We start from the raw sequence: 19886 nt of genomic DNA, 5'->3' as shown, positions 1-19886 counted from the left end.
GAACGGCGATGCGCGAACTCGGTTCGGGGGATCTCTTCTACATTATCGGCGCCATCCGCTGGACGCTGCTACTCTCTCTTTTTGCCTTCGCCGGCGGCGCTTTCGGCGGCGTGCTCGTTGCGCTCGCCCGAACCGGCCGTTTCCGCTGGTTGCGGCTGGTCGCGGCCGGCTTCATCAAGATTTTCCAGGGAACGCCGCTTCTGATGCAGCTTTTCCTGGCTTTCTTCGCGCCCGGCATCTTCGGGATCAGCGTCGATCCCTGGGCGGCGGCCGCGCTCGGCCTCTCGCTGCACGCCAGTGCCTTCCTCGGCGAGATATGGCGCGGCTCGATCGAGGTCGTGCCGGCGGGCCAGACCGAAGCCGCCACCGCGCTCGGCCTGCGCTATTGGCCGAGGATGGCGTTGGTCATTGCACCGCAGGCGATTCGCATTGCCATCCCGCCGACGGTCGGCTTCCTCGTGCAACTCATCAAGGGCACGTCGCTTGCCTCGATCATCGGCTTTGTCGAGCTCACGCGCGCCGCCCAGATCGTGAACAACGCCACCTTTCACCCGTTCACGATTTTCGGGATCGTGGCGCTTGCGTATTTCGCGATTTGCTGGCCACTTTCCGTATACAGCCGGCGGATGGAACGCCGGCTTGCCGTCGCCCGGCGTTAAGCTGCCGATCGCGTGGAAACGAAAACCAAAACAAGGGAGAAACGTTCATGACAATGACAATCACGCGCCGCGGCTTCGGCATGGTGGCGGCTGCCGGCCTCGCCACCGCGGCTTTCGGCATTACCGTGGCCGATGCCGCGACGCCGGACGAAATCAAGAAGAACGGCACGCTCAAGGTCGGTGTCCTGGTCGACTATCCGCCCTTCGGCGGGACCGACGCCAACCAGCAGCCAGCCGGTTATGACGCGGATGTCGCGGCCCTCATGGCGAAATCGCTCGGCGTGAAGCTTGAGCTTGTGCCGGTCACTGGCCCCAACCGCATCCCCTATCTCCTCACCAACAAGATCGACGTCCTGATCGCGACCTTCGGCATCACCGCCGAACGCGCCAAGCAGGTATTGTTCTCGAACCCTTATTCGGCCCTCACGATCTACGTGCTGGCGCCCAAGAGCCTGAAGATCACGGGGCCGGAAGACCTTAAATCCGTCTCGATCGGCGTCGCGCGTGCCTCCACCCAGGACACGGCGATCACGAAGATCGCGCCGCAGGGGACCGACATCAAGCGCTTCGATGACGATGCGACGGCATTGCAGGCGCTCATCTCAGGCCAGGTGCAGGCGCTCGGCGCCTCCAACACCATCCTTGCGCAACTGAACAAGGATTATGCGAAGATGGAGATCGAGCCCAAGATCACGTTGAAGGCTCAGGCCAACGGCATGGCGTTCCGCAAGTCCGACACCGCGTTGCACGATTACGCCAACAAGTTCATCGATGAGATCGTCAAGAACGGCGAACTTTCCAAGATCAATGAGCGCTGGTTCGGAACCAAGCTGGAGAAGCTGCCGCCGATGCCGAAGCTTTAAATCGCCCTCGCCAGGTTCGACACAGGGCTTAGGTGCGTCCTTCGAGGCTCGCTCCGCTCGCACCTCAGGATGAGGGCGGCTGATGCTGACTCCCTCATCGTGAGGCGCTCCGCGGAGCGGAGCCTGATCGATATGCCCATGCCTCAAGAAAAGAGCGCAATCCTTCAAGGAGCGGGGCACCAACCTCCCTCATACTGAGGTGCGAGTTCCTAAGCTTGTCGAAGGGGCGAGCCTCGAAGGACGCACCATACTGTCTTACCGGGGTCGCTCAGACCCCGGCATTGTAGGCGGCGATCGCCGCCATGTTGACGATGTCGCTATCCTTGGAGTTGAGCGACACGACCTGTACCGGCTTGTTGAGGCCGACGAGGAGCGGGCCGATCATGGTCGAGCCGCCCAGTTCCTGCAGCATCCGGGTCGAGATCGAGGCCGAATGGAAGGCCGGCATGACCAGCACATTGGCCGGTCCGGACAAGCGGCAGAACGGATACTGCTTGAGCAACCGGCTGTTCAGAGCCACGTCGGCGGCCATCTCGCCGTCATATTCGAAATCGACGCGTCTCTTGTCGAGGAGCTTCACTGCTTCCTGGATACGTTCGGACCGTTCGCTGAAGGGATTGCCGAAGCTTGAATGGGCGAGCATCGCCACGCGCGGCTCATAGCCCATCCGCCGCGCGAAGCCGGCCGCCTCCTCGGCGATATCGGCGATCTCTTCCGCATTCGGCATGTCGTGCACGGCGGTGTCGGCGACGAGCACGGTCCGTCCGCGGCAGAGTGCGATCGAAACGCCGATGACCCGGTGGCCGGGCTTGGCGTCGATGACACGCCGTACGTCTTCCAGAACGGTCGAATAGTTTCGGGTGAGGCCGGAGACCATGGCGTCTGCGTCGCCCAGCGCCACCATGCAGGCGGCGAAATGGTTGCGGTCGTTGTTGATGAGCCGCTGGCAGTCCCGGAACAGGAAGCCCTTGCGCTGCATGCGCTCGTAGAGGTGATCGGTATAGACCGCGTTGCGGCGCGACAGGCGCGCGTTGATGATCTCGATGCCGGGCCGGTCGAGGTCGACGCCGGCATTGGCGGCGTTCTCGCGGATGACGTCGTCGCGGCCGACAAGGATCGCCGTGCCCAGCTTCTGGTTGGCGTAGGAGATCGCCGCCCGCATCACCTGCTCTTCCTCGCCCTCGGCGAAGACGACGCGCTTCGGCTGGCGGCGCACGCGGTCGAAGATGCGTTGCAGGGTCGAAGCGATCGGGTCGCGCCGTGCCGAAAGCGCCTGCGCGTATTTGTCGAAATTGACGATCGGCCGTCCCGCCACGCCCGAATCCATCGCCGCCTTGGCCACCGCCACCGGAATGGCTGAGATGAGCCGCGGATCGAAGGGCACGGGTATGATGTAGTTCGGCCCGTATTTCGGCCGCGCTCCCTGATAGGCGGCGGCGACGTCGTCGGGCACGTCGGCGCGTGCCAGTTCGGCGAGCGCTTGTGCCGCGGCAACCTTCATGTCGTCGTTGATCGTGGTGGCGCGCACATCGAGAGCGCCCCGGAAGATGTAGGGGAAGCCGAGCACGTTGTTGACCTGGTTCGGGTAGTCCGAACGGCCGGTCGCCATGATGGCGTCCGTGCGGATGTCGGCCACTTCCTCCGGCGTGATCTCCGGATCGGGATTGGCCATGGCGAAGATGATGGGGTTCTTCGCCATCGATTCCACCATGGTGCGGGTCAGCGCGCCCTTGGCGGAAAGGCCGAAGAAGACGTCGGCGCCTTCCATCGCGTCGGCGAGACTGCGCGCGTTGGTCTTGGCGGCGTGGGCCGATTTCCACTGGTTCATGCCCTCGGTGCGGCCCTGATAGACGACGCCCTTGGTGTCGCACAGGATGATGTTCTCCGGCGAGAAGCCCATTGCCTTCAGAAGCTCGATGCAGGCGATCCCGGCCGAGCCGGCGCCGTTGCAGACGAGCTTCGCCGATTTCATGTCGCGGCCAGTGAGATCGAGCGCGTTGATGAGGCCGGCCGCCGCGATGATCGCGGTGCCGTGCTGGTCGTCGTGGAAGACGGGGATGTCGAGCAGTTCCCGCAGCCGCTGCTCGATGATGAAACATTCCGGCGCCTTGATATCCTCAAGGTTGATGCCGCCGAAAGAAGGTCCGAGATAGCGGACGCAGTTGATGAATTCGTCGGCATCCATCGTATCGACTTCGAGGTCGATCGAATCGACATCGGCGAAGCGCTTGAACAGCACCGCCTTGCCTTCCATGACCGGCTTGGAGGCGAGCGCGCCGAGATTGCCGAGGCCGAGGATCGCTGTGCCGTTCGAGATGACGGCGACGAGGTTCCCCCGGCTCGTATAGTCGAAAGCGCGGCTCGGCTCCTCGGCAATGGCCCGGACCGGAACGGCGACGCCCGGCGAATAGGCGAGCGACAGGTCGCGCTGCGTCGCCATCGGCTTGGTCGGGTTGATCTCCAGCTTGCCCGGGCGTCCGGTGGAGTGGAAATCCAGCGCCTCCTGGTCGCTGACCGATGGTCTGGCGTTGTCCGATTTGCCTTTGGTCGCCTTGGAATCCAACATTTCCTCCCGAAACCATGCTCTTCTTTTGTGGAGCACGGTTGTTAAGGCTACACTTTGCCGGGCGGAATCGCCAAGCAGGATTAGCGCACAGGATCAAAAAGCAGTTTCGCCTTGAACGACGTAACGCCCATCAACAAAGCCGCCTTCGCGGGGATGCCGGCGCCGGAGAGCGCCGGGCAGGCCGCGCCGATGCCCGCCGCCGCAGGCGGCATAACCCCGATGATGGAACAGTATATCGAGATCAAGTCGGCCAATCCTGATTCGCTGCTTTTCTACCGGATGGGCGATTTTTACGAGATGTTCTTCGAGGACGCGGAAGTGGCCTCCCGTGCACTCGGCATCGCGCTCACCAAGCGCGGCAAGCATCAGGGCCACGACATCCCGATGTGCGGTGTGCCGGTACATGCGGCCGACGATTATCTGCAGAAGCTGATCGCGCTCGGCTACCGCGTCGCGGTCTGCGAACAGATGGAAGATCCGGCCGAAGCGAAGAAGCGCGGTTCCAAATCGGTCGTGCGCCGCGACGTGATCCGTCTGGTCACGCCCGGCACGATCACCGAGGAGAAGCTGCTTGCCGCGGCCGAGACCAGCTACCTGATGGCGCTCGGCCGCGTAAAAGGCGACGGCGGAACAAGAGGCGAGGAGCGCCATGGCGCGACGGGGACCCAGGGGAGCCTGGCGCTCGCCTGGATCGACATATCGACGGGCACGTTCCGGGTGACGGAGACCGCGCCCGCGCGGCTGCTGACCGACATTTTGCGCATCGATCCGCGCGAACTGATCGTTGCCGAGCCGGTCTTCCACGACGAGGCGCTCCGTCCTGTCTTCGACACGCTCGGCCGCATCGTCAGCCCGCAGCCGGCGATCCTGTTCGATTCTTCCGGCGCCGCCGACCGCATCTCCCGTTTCTTCGACATCGCCACGCTGGACGGGCTCGGCCAGTTCTCTCGCGCGGAACTGTCGGCGATTTCTGGCGCCATCGCCTATGTGGAGAAGACGCAGAAGGCCGAGCGACCGCCGCTGACACGGCCGGAACGCGAGGCGTCTGGCGCCTCCCTCTTCATCGATCCGGCGACGCGCGCCAATCTGGAACTTTCCCGCACTTTGTCGGGTAGCCGCGACGGCAGCTTGTTGAAGGCGGTGGACCGGACGGTCACCGGGGCCGGCGCCCGCCTGCTCACCGAGCGGCTGATGTCGCCGCTCACCGATCCGGCCGCAATCGGCGCCAGGCTCGATTCGGTTTCCTTCCTGCTTGCCGAGCCGCGCTTGAGGGACGGACTTCGCGAATTGCTGAAGGGCGCGCCGGACATGCAGCGTGCACTTTCCCGGCTGGCGCTCAACAGGGGGGGACCGCGCGATCTCGGCGCGCTCGCCGTCGGGCTGGCAGCCGCCCGCGATAGCGCCGAACTGGCGAGCCGCGAGGCGCTTCCGGCCGAACTGGAGACCGTGTGCGCGGCGGTCGCCGCGTTGCCCGCGGCCTTCGCCGAACATCTGGCGGCGGCTCTCGCCGACGATCTGCCGCTGTTAAAGCGCGACGGCGGGCTGGTGCGTCCGGGCTATAGCGCCGAACTCGATGAGATGCGCGCGCTGCGCGACCAGTCGCGGCGCGTCATCGCCGCCATGGAGCGCGATCTTGCGGAAGAGACCGGTATCCGCTCGCTCAAGATCCGGCACAACAACGTGCTCGGCTACTATATCGAGGTCACCGCCAACCATAAGGAGCCGATGACGGGGTCGGACGCCGCACGCGCCCGTTTTATCCACCGCCAGACCATGGCAAGCGCCATGCGCTTCACCACGACGGAACTGGCCGATCTGGAGACGAAGATCGCCAATGCCGCCGACCGCGCGCTGTCGATCGAGCTTTCCGTCTTCGATACGCTCGTCGGCGAGGCGGTCGCCCACGCCGACGTCATCCGCGCCGGTGCCGGGGCGCTTGCCGTCTTCGACGTTTCGGCGGCGCTGGCCGCGCTTGCCGAAAGCGGGGACTATTGCCGGCCGCTTGTGGACGACAGCCTTGCCTTCGAGATTGAAGGCGGTCGCCATCCGGTGGTCGAGCAGGCGCTGCGCAGGCAGGCGGCCGACCCTTTCGTCGCCAATGATTGCGATCTTTCGCCGGCCGGTGGCGAGAAGCTGGGCGCGATCTGGCTTCTGACCGGCCCCAATATGGGCGGCAAGTCGACCTTCCTGCGCCAGAACGCGCTGATTGCCATCCTTGCGCAGGCCGGCTCATTCGTACCGGCGAAGCGCGCGCATATCGGCGTCGTCGACCGCCTCTTTTCCCGCGTGGGCGCTTCCGACGATCTGGCGCGCGGTCGTTCCACCTTCATGGTGGAGATGGTCGAGACGGCGGCGATCCTCAACCAGGCCGGCAGCCACGCGCTCGTCATCCTCGACGAAATCGGCCGCGGCACCGCCACCTTCGACGGCCTCTCCATCGCCTGGGCGGCGGTCGAATATCTGCACGAGAAGAATGGCTGCCGCGCCATCTTCGCCACGCATTTCCACGAGATGACGGCGCTTGCCGAAAAGCTGCCGCGCCTCGCTAACGTCACCATGCGTGTCAAGGAATGGGAAGGCGATGTCGTCTTCCTGCATGAGGTCGCGCGCGGCGCTGCCGACCGCTCCTACGGCGTTCAGGTGGCGCGGCTTGCCGGCCTGCCCGAGGCGGTCGTGGACCGGGCTCGCGAGGTTCTGCACCAGCTCGAAGCCGGCGAGACTTCCGGCAAGGCGGAACGGCTGGTGGACGATCTGCCGCTCTTTTCGGTGTCGGTCCGTCGCGAGCCGCCGAAACCCAAGACCGACGACGCGCTTGCGGCCGCGATCGCCGCGCTCCATCCCGACGAGATGACGCCGCGCGAGGCGCTGGACGCGATCTACAGGCTGAAGGGGCTGACGGCCGACAAATAGTCGAACAGATTGCATTGGCGTCTTGAGGCCGGCCCGTATCCATCGCCATCTTTTCGCGCTATAGACCGCGCCCGAAAAAGGACACGCCGAAGCGGACATGGCGAAAATTGCCCTGAAGCTCGAGGATCTGATCGACGGCAAGGCGCTTCGCCGTGATCTGGCGGCACTCGCCGAAAAGACCGGCGGCGACGGTTCCACGCCGGATCTGCGGCTCAGGCAGGCGGTCGCCGGTTTCATGAAGGAAAGGCTCGCCGGCAGCCGCCGAAAGGCCGAGGAGTGGCTGCTCGCCGATCGGGGCGGGACGGCCTGCGCAACGCGGCTGTCGCATATTATGGACGAGATCGTCCGCGCGCTCTACGATTTCGCCTCGGGGTATGTCTACCGTTCGAGCAACCCTTCCGCCGCCGAACGTATGGCGGTGGTGGCGGTCGGCGGCTACGGCCGCGGCACGCTGGCGCCCGGCTCCGACATCGACCTCCTGTTCCTGCTGCCCTACAAGCAGACGCCCTGGGGCGAGCAGGTCGTCGAATACATGCTCTATGTGCTCTGGGATATGGGCCTGAAAGTCGGCCACGCTACCCGCAACATCGACGAATGCGTACGGCTCGCCCGCTCGGACGTGACCATCGCGACGGCGGTGCTGGAGGCGCGCTTCATCTGGGGCGCGAAGCCGCTCTATGACGATCTGTTGCGCCGCTTCGACCGCGAGGTCGTCGAGGACACCGGGCCGGAATATGTCCAGGCCAAGCTCGCCGAACGCGATGCGCGCCATCACAAGGCCGGCGAATCACGCTATCTCGTCGAGCCGAACGTCAAGGACGGCAAGGGCGGGCTGCGTGACCTCCACACGCTCTTCTGGATCGCCAAATATTATTACCGCGTGCGCGACGGCAAGGATCTGGTCGAGAAGGGCGTTTTCACGCGCGACGAATTCCTCACCTTCCGCAAGGCGGACGATTTCCTTTGGGCCGTGCGCTGCCACATGCATTTCCTGACCGGGCGCGCCGAGGAGCGGCTTCATTTCGATATCCAACGCGATATCGCCGAGCGCCTCGGCTATACGAGCCATCCCGGCCTATCCGCCGTCGAGCGGTTCATGAAGCACTATTTCCTCGTCGCCAAGGATGTCGGCGACCTGACACGCATCTTTTGCGCCGCGCTGGAGGAGGAGCAGGCCAAGCAGGTGCCGGGGTTCAACCGGCTCTTCCTCACCTTCTCGCGTCGCAAGCGCAAGATCGCCGGCACCAGCGATTTCATCATCGACAACCATCGTATCAATATCGTCGACGATACGGTATTCGAGCGCGATCCCGTCAATCTGATACGGCTGTTCTGGCTGGCCGACCGGCACGGGCTGGAGTTTCATCCCGACGCCATGCAACTCGTCACCCGCTCGCTCGGCCTCGTCACGCGCGAGCTGAGGCGCGACGCCGAGGCCAACCGGCTCTTCATGGACGTGCTCACTTCGGAACGGAATCCCGAGCTCAATCTGAGGCGCATGAACGAGACCGGCCTGCTCGGCAGGCTCATCCCCGATTTCGGCAAGATCGTCGCGATGATGCAGTTCTCCATGTATCACCATTACACGGTGGACGAGCATCTGCTTCGCTGTATCGGCATCCTGTCCGAGATCGAGCATGGAGGGGCGGTCAAGCTGCATCCGCTGACGGATTCGCTGATGCACGGAATGAAGGCGCATCGCGAATTGCTCTATGTGGCTCTTCTCTTCCACGATATCGCCAAGGGCCGTCCCGAGGACCATTCCATCGCCGGCGCCCGCATCGCCAGTCGCGTCTGTCCGCATATGGGGCTGTCGGCCGCGGATACGGCAACCGTCGCCTGGTTGGTCGAGCAGCACCTCACCATGTCGATGACGGCGCAGACGCGCGACTTGAACGACCGCAAGACCATCGAGGATTTCGCCGCGATCGTGCAGTCGGTGGAGCGGCTGAAGATGCTGCTCATCATCACCGTCTGCGATATTCGCGGCGTCGGGCCGGGTGTATGGAACGGCTGGAAGGGGCAACTCCTGCGCACGCTCTATTTCGAGACCGAATTGCTCCTGACCGGCGGCTTCTCCGAGGCCCCGCGCGCCAAGCGGGCGGCCGAAGCGCGCGCCGAACTGGAGGCGGCCATGAACGCCTGGCCGGAAGAGGAGCGCGCGCATTATCTCGCGCTTCCCTATGACAACTATCTTCTTACCGTCGACCTGGAGAACCAGAAGCGGCATCTGGAATTCATCCGCGAGGCCGACGCAGAGAAACGGCCGCTTGCCACCATGGTCAGGCTGCACCAGTTCGAGGCGGTGACGGAGATCACGGTGCTCGCGCCCGACCATCCGCGTCTCCTTTCCGTCATCGCGGGCGCCTGCGCCGGGGCGGGTGCGAACATCGTCGACGCGCAGATCTTCACGACCTCCGACGGCCGCGCGCTCGATTCCATCCTGGTCTCGCGCGAATTCGAGCATGACGAGGACGAGGCGCGTCGCGCCCGACGCATCGGCAAGCTGATCGAGGACGTGCTATCGGGGCGCGCCTGGCTCCCCGCCATGATCGAGAGTCGCGCAAAGCCGAAGCGAGGGGCCAAGGCCTTCCGCATCGACCCGCGCGTTGATATCCGCAACGCGCTCTCCAACCGCTTCTCCGTCATCGAGGTCGAGGGGCTGGACCGGCCAGGCCTGCTTTCGGAGATCACCGGCGCGCTTTCCGACCTCTCGCTCGATATCGCGTCGGCCCATATCACGACCTTCGGCGAGAAGGTCATCGACACCTTCTACGTGACCGACCTGACCGGCCAGAAGATCGAGAACCCGACACGCCAGGAGAAGGTGCGCGCGGTTCTTCTCGAAACGCTTCGGCACGGCACACCGGCGCGTGGCGCCAAAGCAACGGCGGCCGCCGAATGAAGGGCCCACGCACCTTGTCCATGCCCGCTCTCCCGCAAACGGAATCCCTCTCTTGTCGTCCGTAAGCCTCGTCAAGAAATTCATGACCGTCGGCGGCGCCACAATGGCGAGCCGCATCCTTGGCTTCTCCCGCGAGGCGATGATGGCGGCCGTGCTCGGCGCCGGCCCCGTGGCCGACGCCTTCTACGCGGCGTTCCGCTTCCCGAACCTGTTCCGGCGGCTCTTCGCCGAGGGCGCCTTCAACGCCGCCTTCGTCCCGCTCTTCTCCAAGGAGATCGAGGCCAACGGGCCGGATGGCGCGCGGCGCTTCTCGGAAGAGGTGTTCGGCATCCTCTTCACGCTGCTCCTCGGTCTGACGGTCCTCATGGAACTCGCCATGCCGATACTGGTGCGAACGATCATCGCACCCGGCTTCTCCGGTGACAAAGTCACGCTGACGACCGCGCTGGCGGTCATCATGTTCCCCTATCTGATGTGCATGTCTCTGGCCGCCATGATGAGCGGCATCCTCAATTCGCTGCACAAATATTTCGCCGCGGCAATCGCCCCCGTTTTCCTCAACATCATCCTGATCGGCGTCCTCGCCTATGCGCTCCATAACGGCGTCGAGCGCAGGACCGCCGGCCACCTCATGGCGTGGGGCGTGCTCGCCGCCGGCATCGTCCAGCTTGGGATCGTGGCGATTGCGGTCAGGCAATCCGGCATCCATATCCGCCTGCGCTGGCCGCGCATGACGCCCGCCGTCTGGCGCCTCCTGGCGCTGGCGGTCCCCGCCGCTGTCACCGGCGGCATCACACAGATCAACCTCGTCATCGGCCAGATGATCGCGTCCTCGAAGCCGGGCGCGATCTCGGTCCTGCAATATGCCGACCGCGTCTATCAGCTTCCCCTCGGCGTCGTCGGCATCGCGGTCGGCGTCGTGCTCCTGCCGGAATTGGCGCGGGCACTGAAGTCGGGCCACATGGTCGAGGCGGCGAATCTGCAGAACCGCTCGGTCGAGTTCGCGCTTTTCCTGACCCTGCCGGCCGCCGGCGCGCTTCTCGTCATGTCGGAAGCGATCGTTCGCGTGCTTTACGAGCGCGGCGCCTTTTCGACCGACACCACCCATTCGGTCGCTGCCGCGCTCGCCATCTTCGGGCTCGGCCTGCCGGCCTTCGTGATGATCAAGGCCTTCACGCCCGGCTTCTTCGCCCGCGAGGACACGAGGACGCCGATGCGCTTCGCCGCCGTCTCCGTTGCCGTCAACGTGGCTCTCGCGCTGACACTGTTTCCGATTATCCATGAAGCGGGCATCGCCACTGCCGAGGCCACAGCCGGATGGCTGAATGCGATGATGCTTCTGGCGGCGCTTGTCCGACGTGGCCACTGGGGGCGCGACGACGGGCTCATCCGGCGCGTTCCGCGCCTCATCGTGGCGACCGCCATCATGGCCGTCGCGCTTCATTTCGGCGTGAAGGGGATGGCCTCGTGGCTGACGCCGCAATCGCCGCTCCTGACGCAGGCTTCGGCTCTGATGATTCTGATCGCGGCGGGAATGGTGATCTATTTCGGCGCCGCCTTTGCCATAGGCGGCGCCGAATTCGGCATGATCCGCCGCAACATCGAGCGTGGCCGGAAGCCCGCCGAATAATGCGGCGGCGACACATCACGGCGTGACCGTGATGTGTCCTTTCATGTTGGGGTGGAAGCGGCAGTAATATTCGACCGCTCCCGCCTTCTTCAGCACTAGGCTCTCCGATTTCTTCGGCGGGAGCATCACGTCCCAGCCGCCCTTCACGGTCGCCGTGTGCGCGAACACGTCCTTGTTCACCCATTCGACCGTGTCGCCGACCTTCGCTTTGATGTCGACCGGCGAGAAGACGAGCTTTTCGATCGTCACCGTGATGGTGTCGGCCCGTGCCGGGACGGTCGCCGCGCCGAGCATGAACGCGCCGGCGAGCGCGACAGCCCAGCGCAGCGACCGCGCCCCCCTATTTGAGCTCGGACTGGACATGCTCGGCATGCTCCTCATGGCCCTGGAATATCTTCAGGCCGGTTTCGAGCAAGTCCTTCAGTTCCGGGTTGGTGGCCGACGGGATCAGGAGGTCCTTCAGCGCCCCGTTCACCTGCTTATGATAGGCTACTTCATTGGCGACATAGGCCTTGTCGAAGGCCGAACCCTTCAGCTTGGCGAGCTTGGCGCGTTCGGCCTTCGCCGCCTTGGTCAGCGCCTCGCTGGTGGCGTTGTCCTCAGGCTTGACTTTGAGCTTCTTGACCAGCGCCAGCGCCTGCTTGTTGACGGCTTCGTGGTCGCGCAGCATGTCCTCGGCAAACGCCTTGACATCCTTGTCGTGCGCTTTCTTGAGCGCCTGTTTCGCCGCCTCGATGTCGATCTCGCCGGCGGTGTAGGCGATATGGGCAATCTGCGGATCGGTTGGTTTTTCAGCGGCCCATGCCGGCAGTCCTGCCAGGAAAAGGCACGACGCGGCGAGCACCGCGGTCGATCGAATGGCCATGGTCTTTCTCCTTCCGTGGCATCGGCCACGGCTATGTTGCTGGTAACGCCTATCTGATGCCGGCAGGGAAGAAACGTTCCCGGAAAATCATTCCCCGAAGCCGAGGCGCATCATGACCGCGCGTGTGAGCCGTTCGCAGCGGCGGCCGGCGAAGGGGAAGGCGTCCATCAATACCGGGCCGACTTCCTTTTCGATTGCGTCGCGCACGAGGCGGCGGGCGCGGAAGAGCCTTGTCTTCACCGTTTCCGCCTTGATGCCGAGGAGTTCCGCCGTCTCCTCCATGCTCAGCCCCTCGATCACGCGGGCGACGAAGACGGTGCGGTAGATCTCGGGCAGGTCGTCCGTTGCCCGCTCGACGAGGTTGAGGATCTGCCTTTGTGCCATCGTGCGCTCCGGGTCGGCCTCGCTCGAAACGAGAGGGAAGGGGATGATGTCGGCGCCGTTGCCGCCCTCGCGATGGCCTTCGGGGACTTCGGCCGCCGCCGCCCGCCGCCGCTTGCGCAGCCGGCCGAGCGCTTCGTTGATGACGATGCGCGAAAGCCAGGTGGACAGCGCTGAATCGCCGCGGAAGGTGTCGAGATGCGCGAAGGCCCGAAGATACGCCTCCTGCAGCACGTCCTCGGCCTCGCCATCGTTACGCACGATGCTGCGAGCGAGACGGTAGAGTCTCTGGTTGTAGGTCTTGATGAGCAGGCGGCAGGCGGCCGCCTCGCGCGCCCTCGCGCGCTCGACCAGCGCCATGTCCGCCCGGAAGGCCATGCCCGTCGATGCGACGCTTGCTATTTTTGCCATGACAATCTCCACACGCGTCATTGGATGATCGTGCCGACGAAAGGTTCCGAACTTAACACGAAAAACGGTGCGGCAGGATTCCTTGTTCATGCGGCATCACTCCCCTCTTGCCGTCCTCTCCGCCATGATCCATAAGCGCCCGTCCAGGAATTTCGCCGCGCGCGAAACGGCCCTCCACAAGCCACGAGGAAAATCAGATGTCCTTCAAGCCCCTTGTCTTTTCCGGTGTCCAGCCGACCGGCAACCTCCATCTCGGCAACTATCTCGGCGCCATTCGCAAATTCGTCGCCCTGCAGGAAAGCCACGACTGCATCTATTGCGTGGTCGACATGCATTCGCTGACGGCGACGCTGGTCCACGAGGATCTGCCCGACCAGACGCGCGCCATCGCGGCCGCCTTTATCGCCGCCGGCATCGATCCGAAGAAGCACATCGTCTTCAACCAGGCCCGGGTCATGCAGCATGCCGAGCTTACCTGGGTCTTCAATTGCGTGGCCCGCATGGGCTGGCTGAACCGCATGACGCAGTTCAAGGAGAAAGCCGGCAAGGATCGCGAGAACGCCTCGGTGGGGCTCTTCACCTATCCCGACCTGATGGCCGCCGACATCCTCGTCTACCGCGCCACCCACGTGCCGGTCGGCGACGACCAGAAGCAGCATCTGGAACTGACGCGCGACATCGCCCAGAAATTCAACAACGATTTCTCCAAGCGAATCGCCGACCTCGGCGTCGGCGTCGAGATGGCGGTCGGCGAGGAGAAGGTGAACGGCTTCTTCCCGCTGACCGAGCCGCTGATCGGAGGTGTCGCCACCCGTGTCATGAGCCTGCGCGACGGGTCGAAGAAGATGTCGAAATCGGACCCGTCCGACCTTTCGCGCATCAACCTGACCGACGACGCCGACATGATCGCCAAGAAGATCAAGAAAGCCAAGACCGATCCGGAGCCGCTGCCGTCGGAGATTGCCGGCCTGAAGGATCGGCCGGAAGCGGAGAATCTCGTCGGCATCTATGCCGCCCTTGCCGACACGACCAAGGAGAAGGTCGTCGCCGAATTCGCCGGCCGGCAGTTCTCGGCCTTCAAGCCGGCGCTGGCCGATCTTGCGGTCGATAAACTCGCCCCGCTTGCCTCGGAGATGCGACGCTTGATGGCGGACCCGGCCCATATCGATGGCATCCTGAAGGATGGCGGCGAACGGGCGCGCGTACTCGCCGAGGCGACGATGAAGACGGTGCGGCGCATCGTCGGGCTTCTCGATGATTGACGCGGCGCCGGTCGGCTCGCTAGCTTCGGGGGATTGCGGGCGGTGGATTGCACTGCCCGCGACGAGGGACACTTCATGGTTTCCAAACGCCTGAGTCACGAGGCGGGCCACCGCCGAAAGTTCCTGGCCGTCATCGACGAAACGCCCGAATGCGAGCGCGCGGTGGCCTATGCCGCCTATCGCGTGAAAGCGACGGGCGGCGGCCTTGTGCTGCTCTTCGTGGTCGATGCCGGCGATTTCAAGCAATGGCTAGGGGTCGAGCAGATCATGCGCGAGGAGGCGGTCGCCGCCGCCAAGGCAGCGCTCGACAAATTCGCTTCCAAGGTTCGTGAGAAGCTCGGGATCGAGCCGGAACTGGTCGTGCGTGAGGGCGCGCCGACCGAAGAGATCACCAAGCTTATCGAGGAGGACCAGGACATCTCCATCCTGGTGCTTGCGGCCGGTTCCTCGAAGGAAGGGCCGGGGCCGCTCGTCGCCTCGATCGCCGGCAAGACGGCGGCCTTCCCGGTTCCCGTCACCGTCGTGCCCCAGGATCTCTCGGACGAAGATATCGAGAGCCTTGCCTGATCGGGTCGATCAAGCTTGTAGACCGGCCGTCGCGGGCCTATTTTAGCAGCACACAGGGGTTTCCCTCGAAGGGATCGCGCGAGATGTTCATACAGACCGAATCCACGCCCAATCCGGCGACGCTGAAATTCCTGCCGGGCAAGGTCGTCATGGCCGAAGGCACCGCCGATTTCCGCGACGCCGATGCGGCGGAAGCGGCCTCTCCGCTCGCCGCGCGGCTTTTTGCCGTGCCCGGCGTCAGCGGTGTCTTCTTCGGCTATGATTTCATCGCCGTCACCGTCGAGGGCGCCGAATGGCAGCATTTGAAGCCGGCCGTGCTCGGCGCGATCATGGAGCATTTCATGGGCGGCGATCCGGTGCTGGCGCCGGCCCACAGTCATGATGCCGACGCGCATCGCGAGACGGGCGAGGAATTCTACGACAAGGAAGACGAAGAGATCGTACTGACGATCAAGGAGCTTCTGGAGACGCGCGTGCGCCCGGCGGTCGCCATGGACGGCGGCGACATCACCTTCCGCGGCTACGAGGACGGCACCGTCTTCCTTAACATGAAGGGCGCCTGCTCGGGCTGCCCGTCTTCGACGGCGACGCTCAAGCATGGCATCCAGAACCTGCTCAGCCACTTCATCCCGGAAGTGCAGCATGTCGAGCAGGTGGTCTGAGAAGCCGTTAGCAGCAGCCCGGGCCGCCAGGGATTTCAAGCGGCCTCGGAGCAACGTCTCGAATGGTTGAACCCAACAAAAAACCGGGCTTTTCGGCCCGGTTTTTTGTTGGATCGTCCCTTGTTGCCCGGACGGTTCCTCCCCCACGATAAGATCGTTGCTTACTTCACGATCACCTTGGCGCCGACATCGGCTCGGTTATAGAGGTCGATGATGTCCTGGTTCATCAGCCGGATGCAGCCGGACGATACGTTCTTGCCGATCGACCACCATTCCGGCGAGCCGTGCAGGCGGTAGCCCGTGTCTCCATGCTTGGTGAACAGATAGAGCGCCCGCGCGCCGAGCGGGTTCTTGAGGCCCGGATCCATGCCTTCACGGTATTTCGCCAGTTCCGGTTGACGCTTGATCATCGCCGAGGGCGGTGTCCAGGTCGGCCATTCGCGCTTCATGGCGACGCGCGTTGCGCCTTTCCACGTGAAGCCTTCCCGGCCGACGCCGATGCCGTAGCGCATCGCCTTGCCGTCACCCTCGATGAAGTAGAGATGATGTTCCCCGGTATCCACGATGATCGTGCCGGGCGCCTCGTCGGTGTGGAAGGAGACTTCCTGGCGGCGGTACTGTTCCGGCACCTTGTAGATGGGAATGGCCGGCAACTGATATCCGGCGTCCATCTTCGAGCCATAGGCATCCGTAAACAATGTGCCGACGCTCATGCAGCCCGACAGCGCTACTGTAAGCATGAGCCCCGCCGAGGCCAGAACCAACTTCATTTTCATTAGCTGTGCTATGCTCCCAGCCGCAATTTCGCCGCCTTTTTAGGGGGCGTTGCAAACTCTTGCCAAGCACATAAATCTCTTTGAGAGACCGCAATCGCCGCTTCCTTCCGCGGTTATTGTATTTGCGCCACACCTGCCGGGTCATTTTGGCAGGACAACCACAAGGGGAAGCCGGATGAATGTAGGCGAAGCCGCGGACAGGTCCGGGCTGCCGGCCAAGACCATCCGCTATTACGAGGATATCGGCCTAATTCGGCCGGCGCGCGCGGAAAACGGCTATCGCGACTATTCGGCGAGCGACATCCACAAGCTGGCCTTCCTGCGCCGCGCCCGCGGGCTCGGCTTTTCGATCCCTGATTGCCGTCAGTTGATGGCGCTCTACGAAGACCGCTCGCGCGCCAGCCACGACGTTCGCGAGATCGCCGCCGCCCATGTCGAGGCGATCGGCGAGAAACTGCGCGAACTGGAGCAGATGCGCGCTATCCTGCAGAAACTGATCCGGGCCTGCCACGGCGACGACCGGCCGGATTGCCCGATCCTTGAAGATATCGCGGGCGGAGCGGGTCACAAGGCCCGCGTCGCTGCCGGGTAAGCGCTGGCCGTAACGCCGGCGATGTCGGCCTGCGATCTTGCTTAGGGGACGTCGTCCTTGGCAGGCGGGCCGCCCTCGTTCTCGAGCGTCCCGATACGCTTGGTGATCGAGCGGTTGAACTTCAGCCGCACGCCGACGCCGTGCGATCCCTCTTCCGGAATGAACATGGCGCCGAGCACCTCGAGCGCCGATTGAAGCGCGGCGACTGCCGCTTCGTCCGGCACGCTTATGCTGCGTTCGAACAGTTCTATGGCGCGCGTGTCCACCCCTGAATTGGCGGCAAGCTTGTATCGGCTCACCCCGACAAGAGCGCGAGCGGCCTTGCAAAGCGGTCCGGTGATCATGGAAACCTCCGATCGCCCGAGAGTAGCATGCATGCCGTATATTGCGAGATATGACAGTGGCATCAGGTACCGTCGGTTCCGTGAAGGGTGATAAGAGCCCCGCAAAGGATAGACGGTTCTGAGTCGAATGCGGAAAAGTTACCGGCCTACAGGGGTTCAAAACGTGAACATCTGGTGGCATAGTGCAGCCATGCCTATCGTTTCCCCTATCCCTCTCAACCCTCTCGTCGACGGTCGCCAGTCCGAGCGCGCCATGGTCATCCGGCGCGGCGTCCAACGCCTGCTTGTCCAGATGGGTGCGCATGTTTTGCCGGAACTGTCGCTGGCGTCCGGCCGCCGCGCCGATCTCGTCGCCATGACGCGCAAGGGCGACATCTGGATCATCGAGATCAAATCATCGGTCGAGGATTTCCGCGTCGATCGCAAATGGCCGGAATACCGGCTCCATTCCGATCGCTTCTTCTTCGCCACGCATCCCGACGTGCCGGCCAGCATCTTCCCCGAGGAATGCGGTTTCATCCTCTCGGACGGCTACGGCGCCGAGATCCTGCGCGAGGCGCCGGAACACCGCATGCCGGGCGCGACCCGCAAGGCGCTGATGCTGCGCATCGCACGCGCCGGCGCGGCAAGGCTGACGGCCGCCGAACTGGCCGGCGTGGCGATTCCGGCCCTCGACGGCGAAAGCGAATAGCTCCCACGCTCCCCTGGAACCGGCCGCCGGGATCGCGCGTTGAAAGGCGCGGCCGATCATGGCCCGCATCCGACGAGGGGGAGTCAACCGATGGCCGTCGAGAAGCAGGCGTCCGCCGAGATTGTAGTCGCGGAGGCGGCCGGCGCCGCCATAGCTCTCTCCGAAGAGCCGAGCCGCCTCGTCCCGAGGCTCCTGATGGGCATTTTCCTCATCATGGCGGTTTATGCGCTCTATTTCGCCAAGGACTTCTTCATGCCGGTGGTCCTGGCTTTCCTCCTGACGCTGACGCTCACCCCCATCGTGCGCTTCTTTCGCAAGCGCGGCCTACCCTCGGCAATCTCCGCGACCCTTCTGGTGGTCGGCTTCGGCATCGGCATCGCGCTCCTGGGCTACATGGTCAGCGGACCCGTGGTCGAGCTGTTCGACGACGCGCCGAAAATCGGCCGGGAACTGCGCCAGCGCCTCGCCGATATCCGCGCGCCGCTCGACCGCATCGTCGAAGCCACCAAGCAGGTGGACGACGTTTCCAAGACGGCCGAGCAGCCGGGCGTGCAGCATGTCGTCGTGGAACAGCCGGGCGTCCTCACCCGTGCGGCGAACAATCTGGCATCCGTGGGGACGACGGCCGCGATCACTCTCATCCTGGCGCTTTTCCTGCTCGCGTCCGGAACGCTCTTCTATGAGAAGATCGTCCAGTCCTTCCCGCTGATGAGCGACAAGAAACGGGCGCTCAGGGTGGTTTACGACGTCGAGCGGGAGATTTCCCGCTACCTCTTGACCATCGCGCTGATCAATTGCGGGCTCGGCCTCGTCATCGGCCTTGGCCTCTGGGCGATCGGCATGCCCGATCCGCTGGTCTGGGGGGTTGCCGCCGCGCTTCTGAACTTCCTGCCCTATATCGGCGCGCTGACCGGCATCGTGACCGTCGGCGTCATATCGCTGGTCACCTTCCAGTCCTTCGGCTATGCGCTCATGGCGCCGCTCTTCTATTTCGCCGCACAGATTCTGGAGGGCCAGTTCATCACGCCGATGATCGTCGGGCGGCGGCTGGAGCTCAACTCGGTCTCGATCTTCATCGCCCTCGCCTTCTGGACATGGCTATGGGGTCCGATCGGCTCGCTGATCGCCGTGCCGCTGCTTGTGGTGGTCAAGGTGTTCTGCGACCATTTCGATGGGTTGCAGCATCTCGGCAATTTCCTATCCGCGCAGCAGGCCGCCGAGGAAGACGAATAGTCAGGCCTTCATCCTTGCGTCCGATTCCCGCTCGAAAAAAGCTTGCGCGGCAGGCACCAGAAGCGAAACATCCGCCGTCCCGTCGAGCGTGATGCCTACCTCGTCGGCTTCGAGCGGCTGCAGGTCGGCGAACTGGCTGTCGACCAGACTGGCCGGCATGAAATGACCCTTGCGGCCGGAAATGCGGTCCCTGGCCGTTTCCTTGTCGATGGCGAGATGCACGAAGACCACGCGTGAGCAATGGCGTCTCAGCCGGTCGCGATAGATGCGTTTCAGCGCCGAGCAGGCAGCCACCGCACTCCCGCCTTCGGCCGCGATCTCGGCAAGCTTCCCGCCGATCGCATCGAGCCAGCCCGCCCGGTGCGCGTCGTCGAGCGGCTGGCCGCTCGACATCAGCGCGATGTTCTCCGGCGGATGGAAGCTGTCGCCTTCGAGGAAATCCGCGCCGATGGCCTCGGCCAGCTTTTCGCCGACGAAGGTCTTGCCGCAGCCGCTCACCCCCATCACCACCACGATGGGTCTTCCCTCTCCCCGCCCGGTTTCTTCCTCGCTCATTGTACCCGCTCTCC

General features: G+C 64.1%; 18 protein-coding genes. 11 read left to right on the top strand and 7 right to left on the bottom strand.

Annotated features, from left to right (window positions below; genetic code table 11):
* Positions 1-8: 8 nt before the first annotated feature.
* Positions 9-659, top strand: coding sequence for an amino acid ABC transporter permease (locus tag RBH77_RS01470; protein WP_311030385.1), 651 nt, complete (start codon positions 9-11; stop codon positions 657-659).
* 53 nt (positions 660-712) lie between these two features.
* Positions 713-1522 carry a transporter substrate-binding domain-containing protein gene (locus RBH77_RS01465; protein WP_371832906.1) on the top strand — a complete coding sequence of 270 codons (810 nt, stop codon included), beginning with the start codon at positions 713-715 and terminating at the stop codon, positions 1520-1522.
* 268 nt (positions 1523-1790) lie between these two features.
* On the opposite strand, the gene RBH77_RS01460 is transcribed toward RBH77_RS01465, so the two are convergent.
* The gene (locus RBH77_RS01460) at positions 1791-4085 is read right to left on the bottom strand and encodes an NADP-dependent malic enzyme (protein WP_311030383.1); all 2295 of its coding nucleotides are present in this window, start codon (positions 4083-4085) and stop codon (positions 1791-1793) included.
* Between the two features lie 156 nt (positions 4086-4241).
* Between RBH77_RS01460 and mutS the strand changes: the two genes are divergently transcribed.
* The 3 genes from mutS (at position 4242) to murJ (ending at position 11533) form a co-directional block, all read left to right on the top strand.
* Positions 4242-6998, top strand: a complete 2757-nt coding sequence (gene mutS / locus RBH77_RS01455; RefSeq protein ID WP_311032711.1) for a DNA mismatch repair protein MutS — start codon at positions 4242-4244, stop codon at positions 6996-6998.
* A gap of 97 nt (positions 6999-7095) precedes the next feature.
* Positions 7096-9903, top strand: a complete 2808-nt coding sequence (locus tag RBH77_RS01450; RefSeq protein ID WP_311030382.1) for a [protein-PII] uridylyltransferase — start codon at positions 7096-7098, stop codon at positions 9901-9903.
* Positions 9904-9985: 82 nt separating this feature from the next.
* Positions 9986-11533 (top strand): murein biosynthesis integral membrane protein MurJ, encoded by a 1548-nt coding sequence (gene murJ / locus RBH77_RS01445; protein WP_311032710.1) that lies wholly within the window; start codon positions 9986-9988, stop codon positions 11531-11533.
* A 15-nt stretch (positions 11534-11548) separates the two neighbouring features.
* Here the strand turns inward: murJ and RBH77_RS01440 are convergent, their stop codons facing one another.
* The 3 genes from RBH77_RS01440 to RBH77_RS01430 all read right to left on the bottom strand — a co-directional run bounded on the left by RBH77_RS01440 (position 11549) and on the right by RBH77_RS01430 (position 13190).
* Complete coding sequence (locus tag RBH77_RS01440) at positions 11549-11896, bottom strand: cupredoxin domain-containing protein (protein ID WP_371832825.1); 348 nt, start codon at positions 11894-11896, stop codon at positions 11549-11551.
* The gene (locus RBH77_RS01435; RefSeq protein WP_311030381.1) at positions 11874-12398 is read right to left on the bottom strand and encodes a DUF4142 domain-containing protein; all 525 of its coding nucleotides are present in this window, start codon (positions 12396-12398) and stop codon (positions 11874-11876) included. The genes RBH77_RS01440 and RBH77_RS01435 overlap by 23 nt, the downstream gene beginning before the upstream one ends.
* A gap of 87 nt (positions 12399-12485) precedes the next feature.
* Complete coding sequence (locus tag RBH77_RS01430; RefSeq protein ID WP_311030380.1) at positions 12486-13190, bottom strand: RNA polymerase sigma factor; 705 nt, start codon at positions 13188-13190, stop codon at positions 12486-12488.
* A 197-nt stretch (positions 13191-13387) separates the two neighbouring features.
* On the opposite strand from RBH77_RS01430, the gene trpS reads away from it, so the two are divergent.
* The 3 genes from trpS (at position 13388) to RBH77_RS01415 (ending at position 15681) form a co-directional block, all read left to right on the top strand.
* A complete protein-coding gene (trpS, locus tag RBH77_RS01425; RefSeq protein WP_311030379.1) occupies positions 13388-14452 on the top strand; it encodes a tryptophan--tRNA ligase in 1065 nt (354 codons plus the stop codon).
* 75 nt (positions 14453-14527) lie between these two features.
* Positions 14528-15019, top strand: coding sequence for a universal stress protein (locus RBH77_RS01420; protein ID WP_311030378.1), 492 nt, complete (start codon positions 14528-14530; stop codon positions 15017-15019).
* An 83-nt stretch (positions 15020-15102) separates the two neighbouring features.
* Positions 15103-15681 (top strand): NifU family protein, encoded by a 579-nt coding sequence (locus tag RBH77_RS01415; protein ID WP_311030377.1) that lies wholly within the window; start codon positions 15103-15105, stop codon positions 15679-15681.
* Positions 15682-15842: 161 nt separating this feature from the next.
* On the opposite strand, the gene RBH77_RS01410 is transcribed toward RBH77_RS01415, so the two are convergent.
* Positions 15843-16457 (bottom strand): L,D-transpeptidase, encoded by a 615-nt coding sequence (locus tag RBH77_RS01410; RefSeq protein WP_311030376.1) that lies wholly within the window; start codon positions 16455-16457, stop codon positions 15843-15845.
* A gap of 175 nt (positions 16458-16632) precedes the next feature.
* Between RBH77_RS01410 and cueR the strand changes: the two genes are divergently transcribed.
* Complete coding sequence (cueR, locus tag RBH77_RS01405; RefSeq protein ID WP_311030375.1) at positions 16633-17049, top strand: Cu(I)-responsive transcriptional regulator; 417 nt, start codon at positions 16633-16635, stop codon at positions 17047-17049.
* A 41-nt stretch (positions 17050-17090) separates the two neighbouring features.
* Here cueR and RBH77_RS01400 read toward each other — a convergent pair whose 3' ends face one another.
* A complete protein-coding gene (locus RBH77_RS01400; protein WP_311030374.1) occupies positions 17091-17393 on the bottom strand; it encodes a helix-turn-helix domain-containing protein in 303 nt (100 codons plus the stop codon).
* Positions 17394-17583: 190 nt separating this feature from the next.
* Between RBH77_RS01400 and RBH77_RS01395 the strand changes: the two genes are divergently transcribed.
* The gene (locus RBH77_RS01395; protein ID WP_311030373.1) at positions 17584-18084 is read left to right on the top strand and encodes an MmcB family DNA repair protein; all 501 of its coding nucleotides are present in this window, start codon (positions 17584-17586) and stop codon (positions 18082-18084) included.
* Between the two features lie 90 nt (positions 18085-18174).
* On the top strand, positions 18175-19317 hold the full coding sequence (locus RBH77_RS01390; protein ID WP_311030372.1) for an AI-2E family transporter: 1143 nt from the start codon (positions 18175-18177) through the stop codon (positions 19315-19317).
* Here RBH77_RS01390 and RBH77_RS01385 read toward each other — a convergent pair whose 3' ends face one another.
* On the bottom strand, positions 19318-19872 hold the full coding sequence (locus RBH77_RS01385) for a gluconokinase (protein WP_311030371.1): 555 nt from the start codon (positions 19870-19872) through the stop codon (positions 19318-19320).
* Positions 19873-19886: the final 14 nt, after the last annotated feature.

The sequence above is a fragment of the Mesorhizobium koreense genome (assembly GCF_031656215.1).
GTDB classification, from domain to species: Bacteria; Pseudomonadota; Alphaproteobacteria; order Rhizobiales; family Rhizobiaceae; genus Mesorhizobium_L; species Mesorhizobium_L koreense.
The sequence above is the reverse complement of the archived record's forward strand: the minus strand, read 5'-3'. Positions and strand labels throughout refer to the sequence as shown.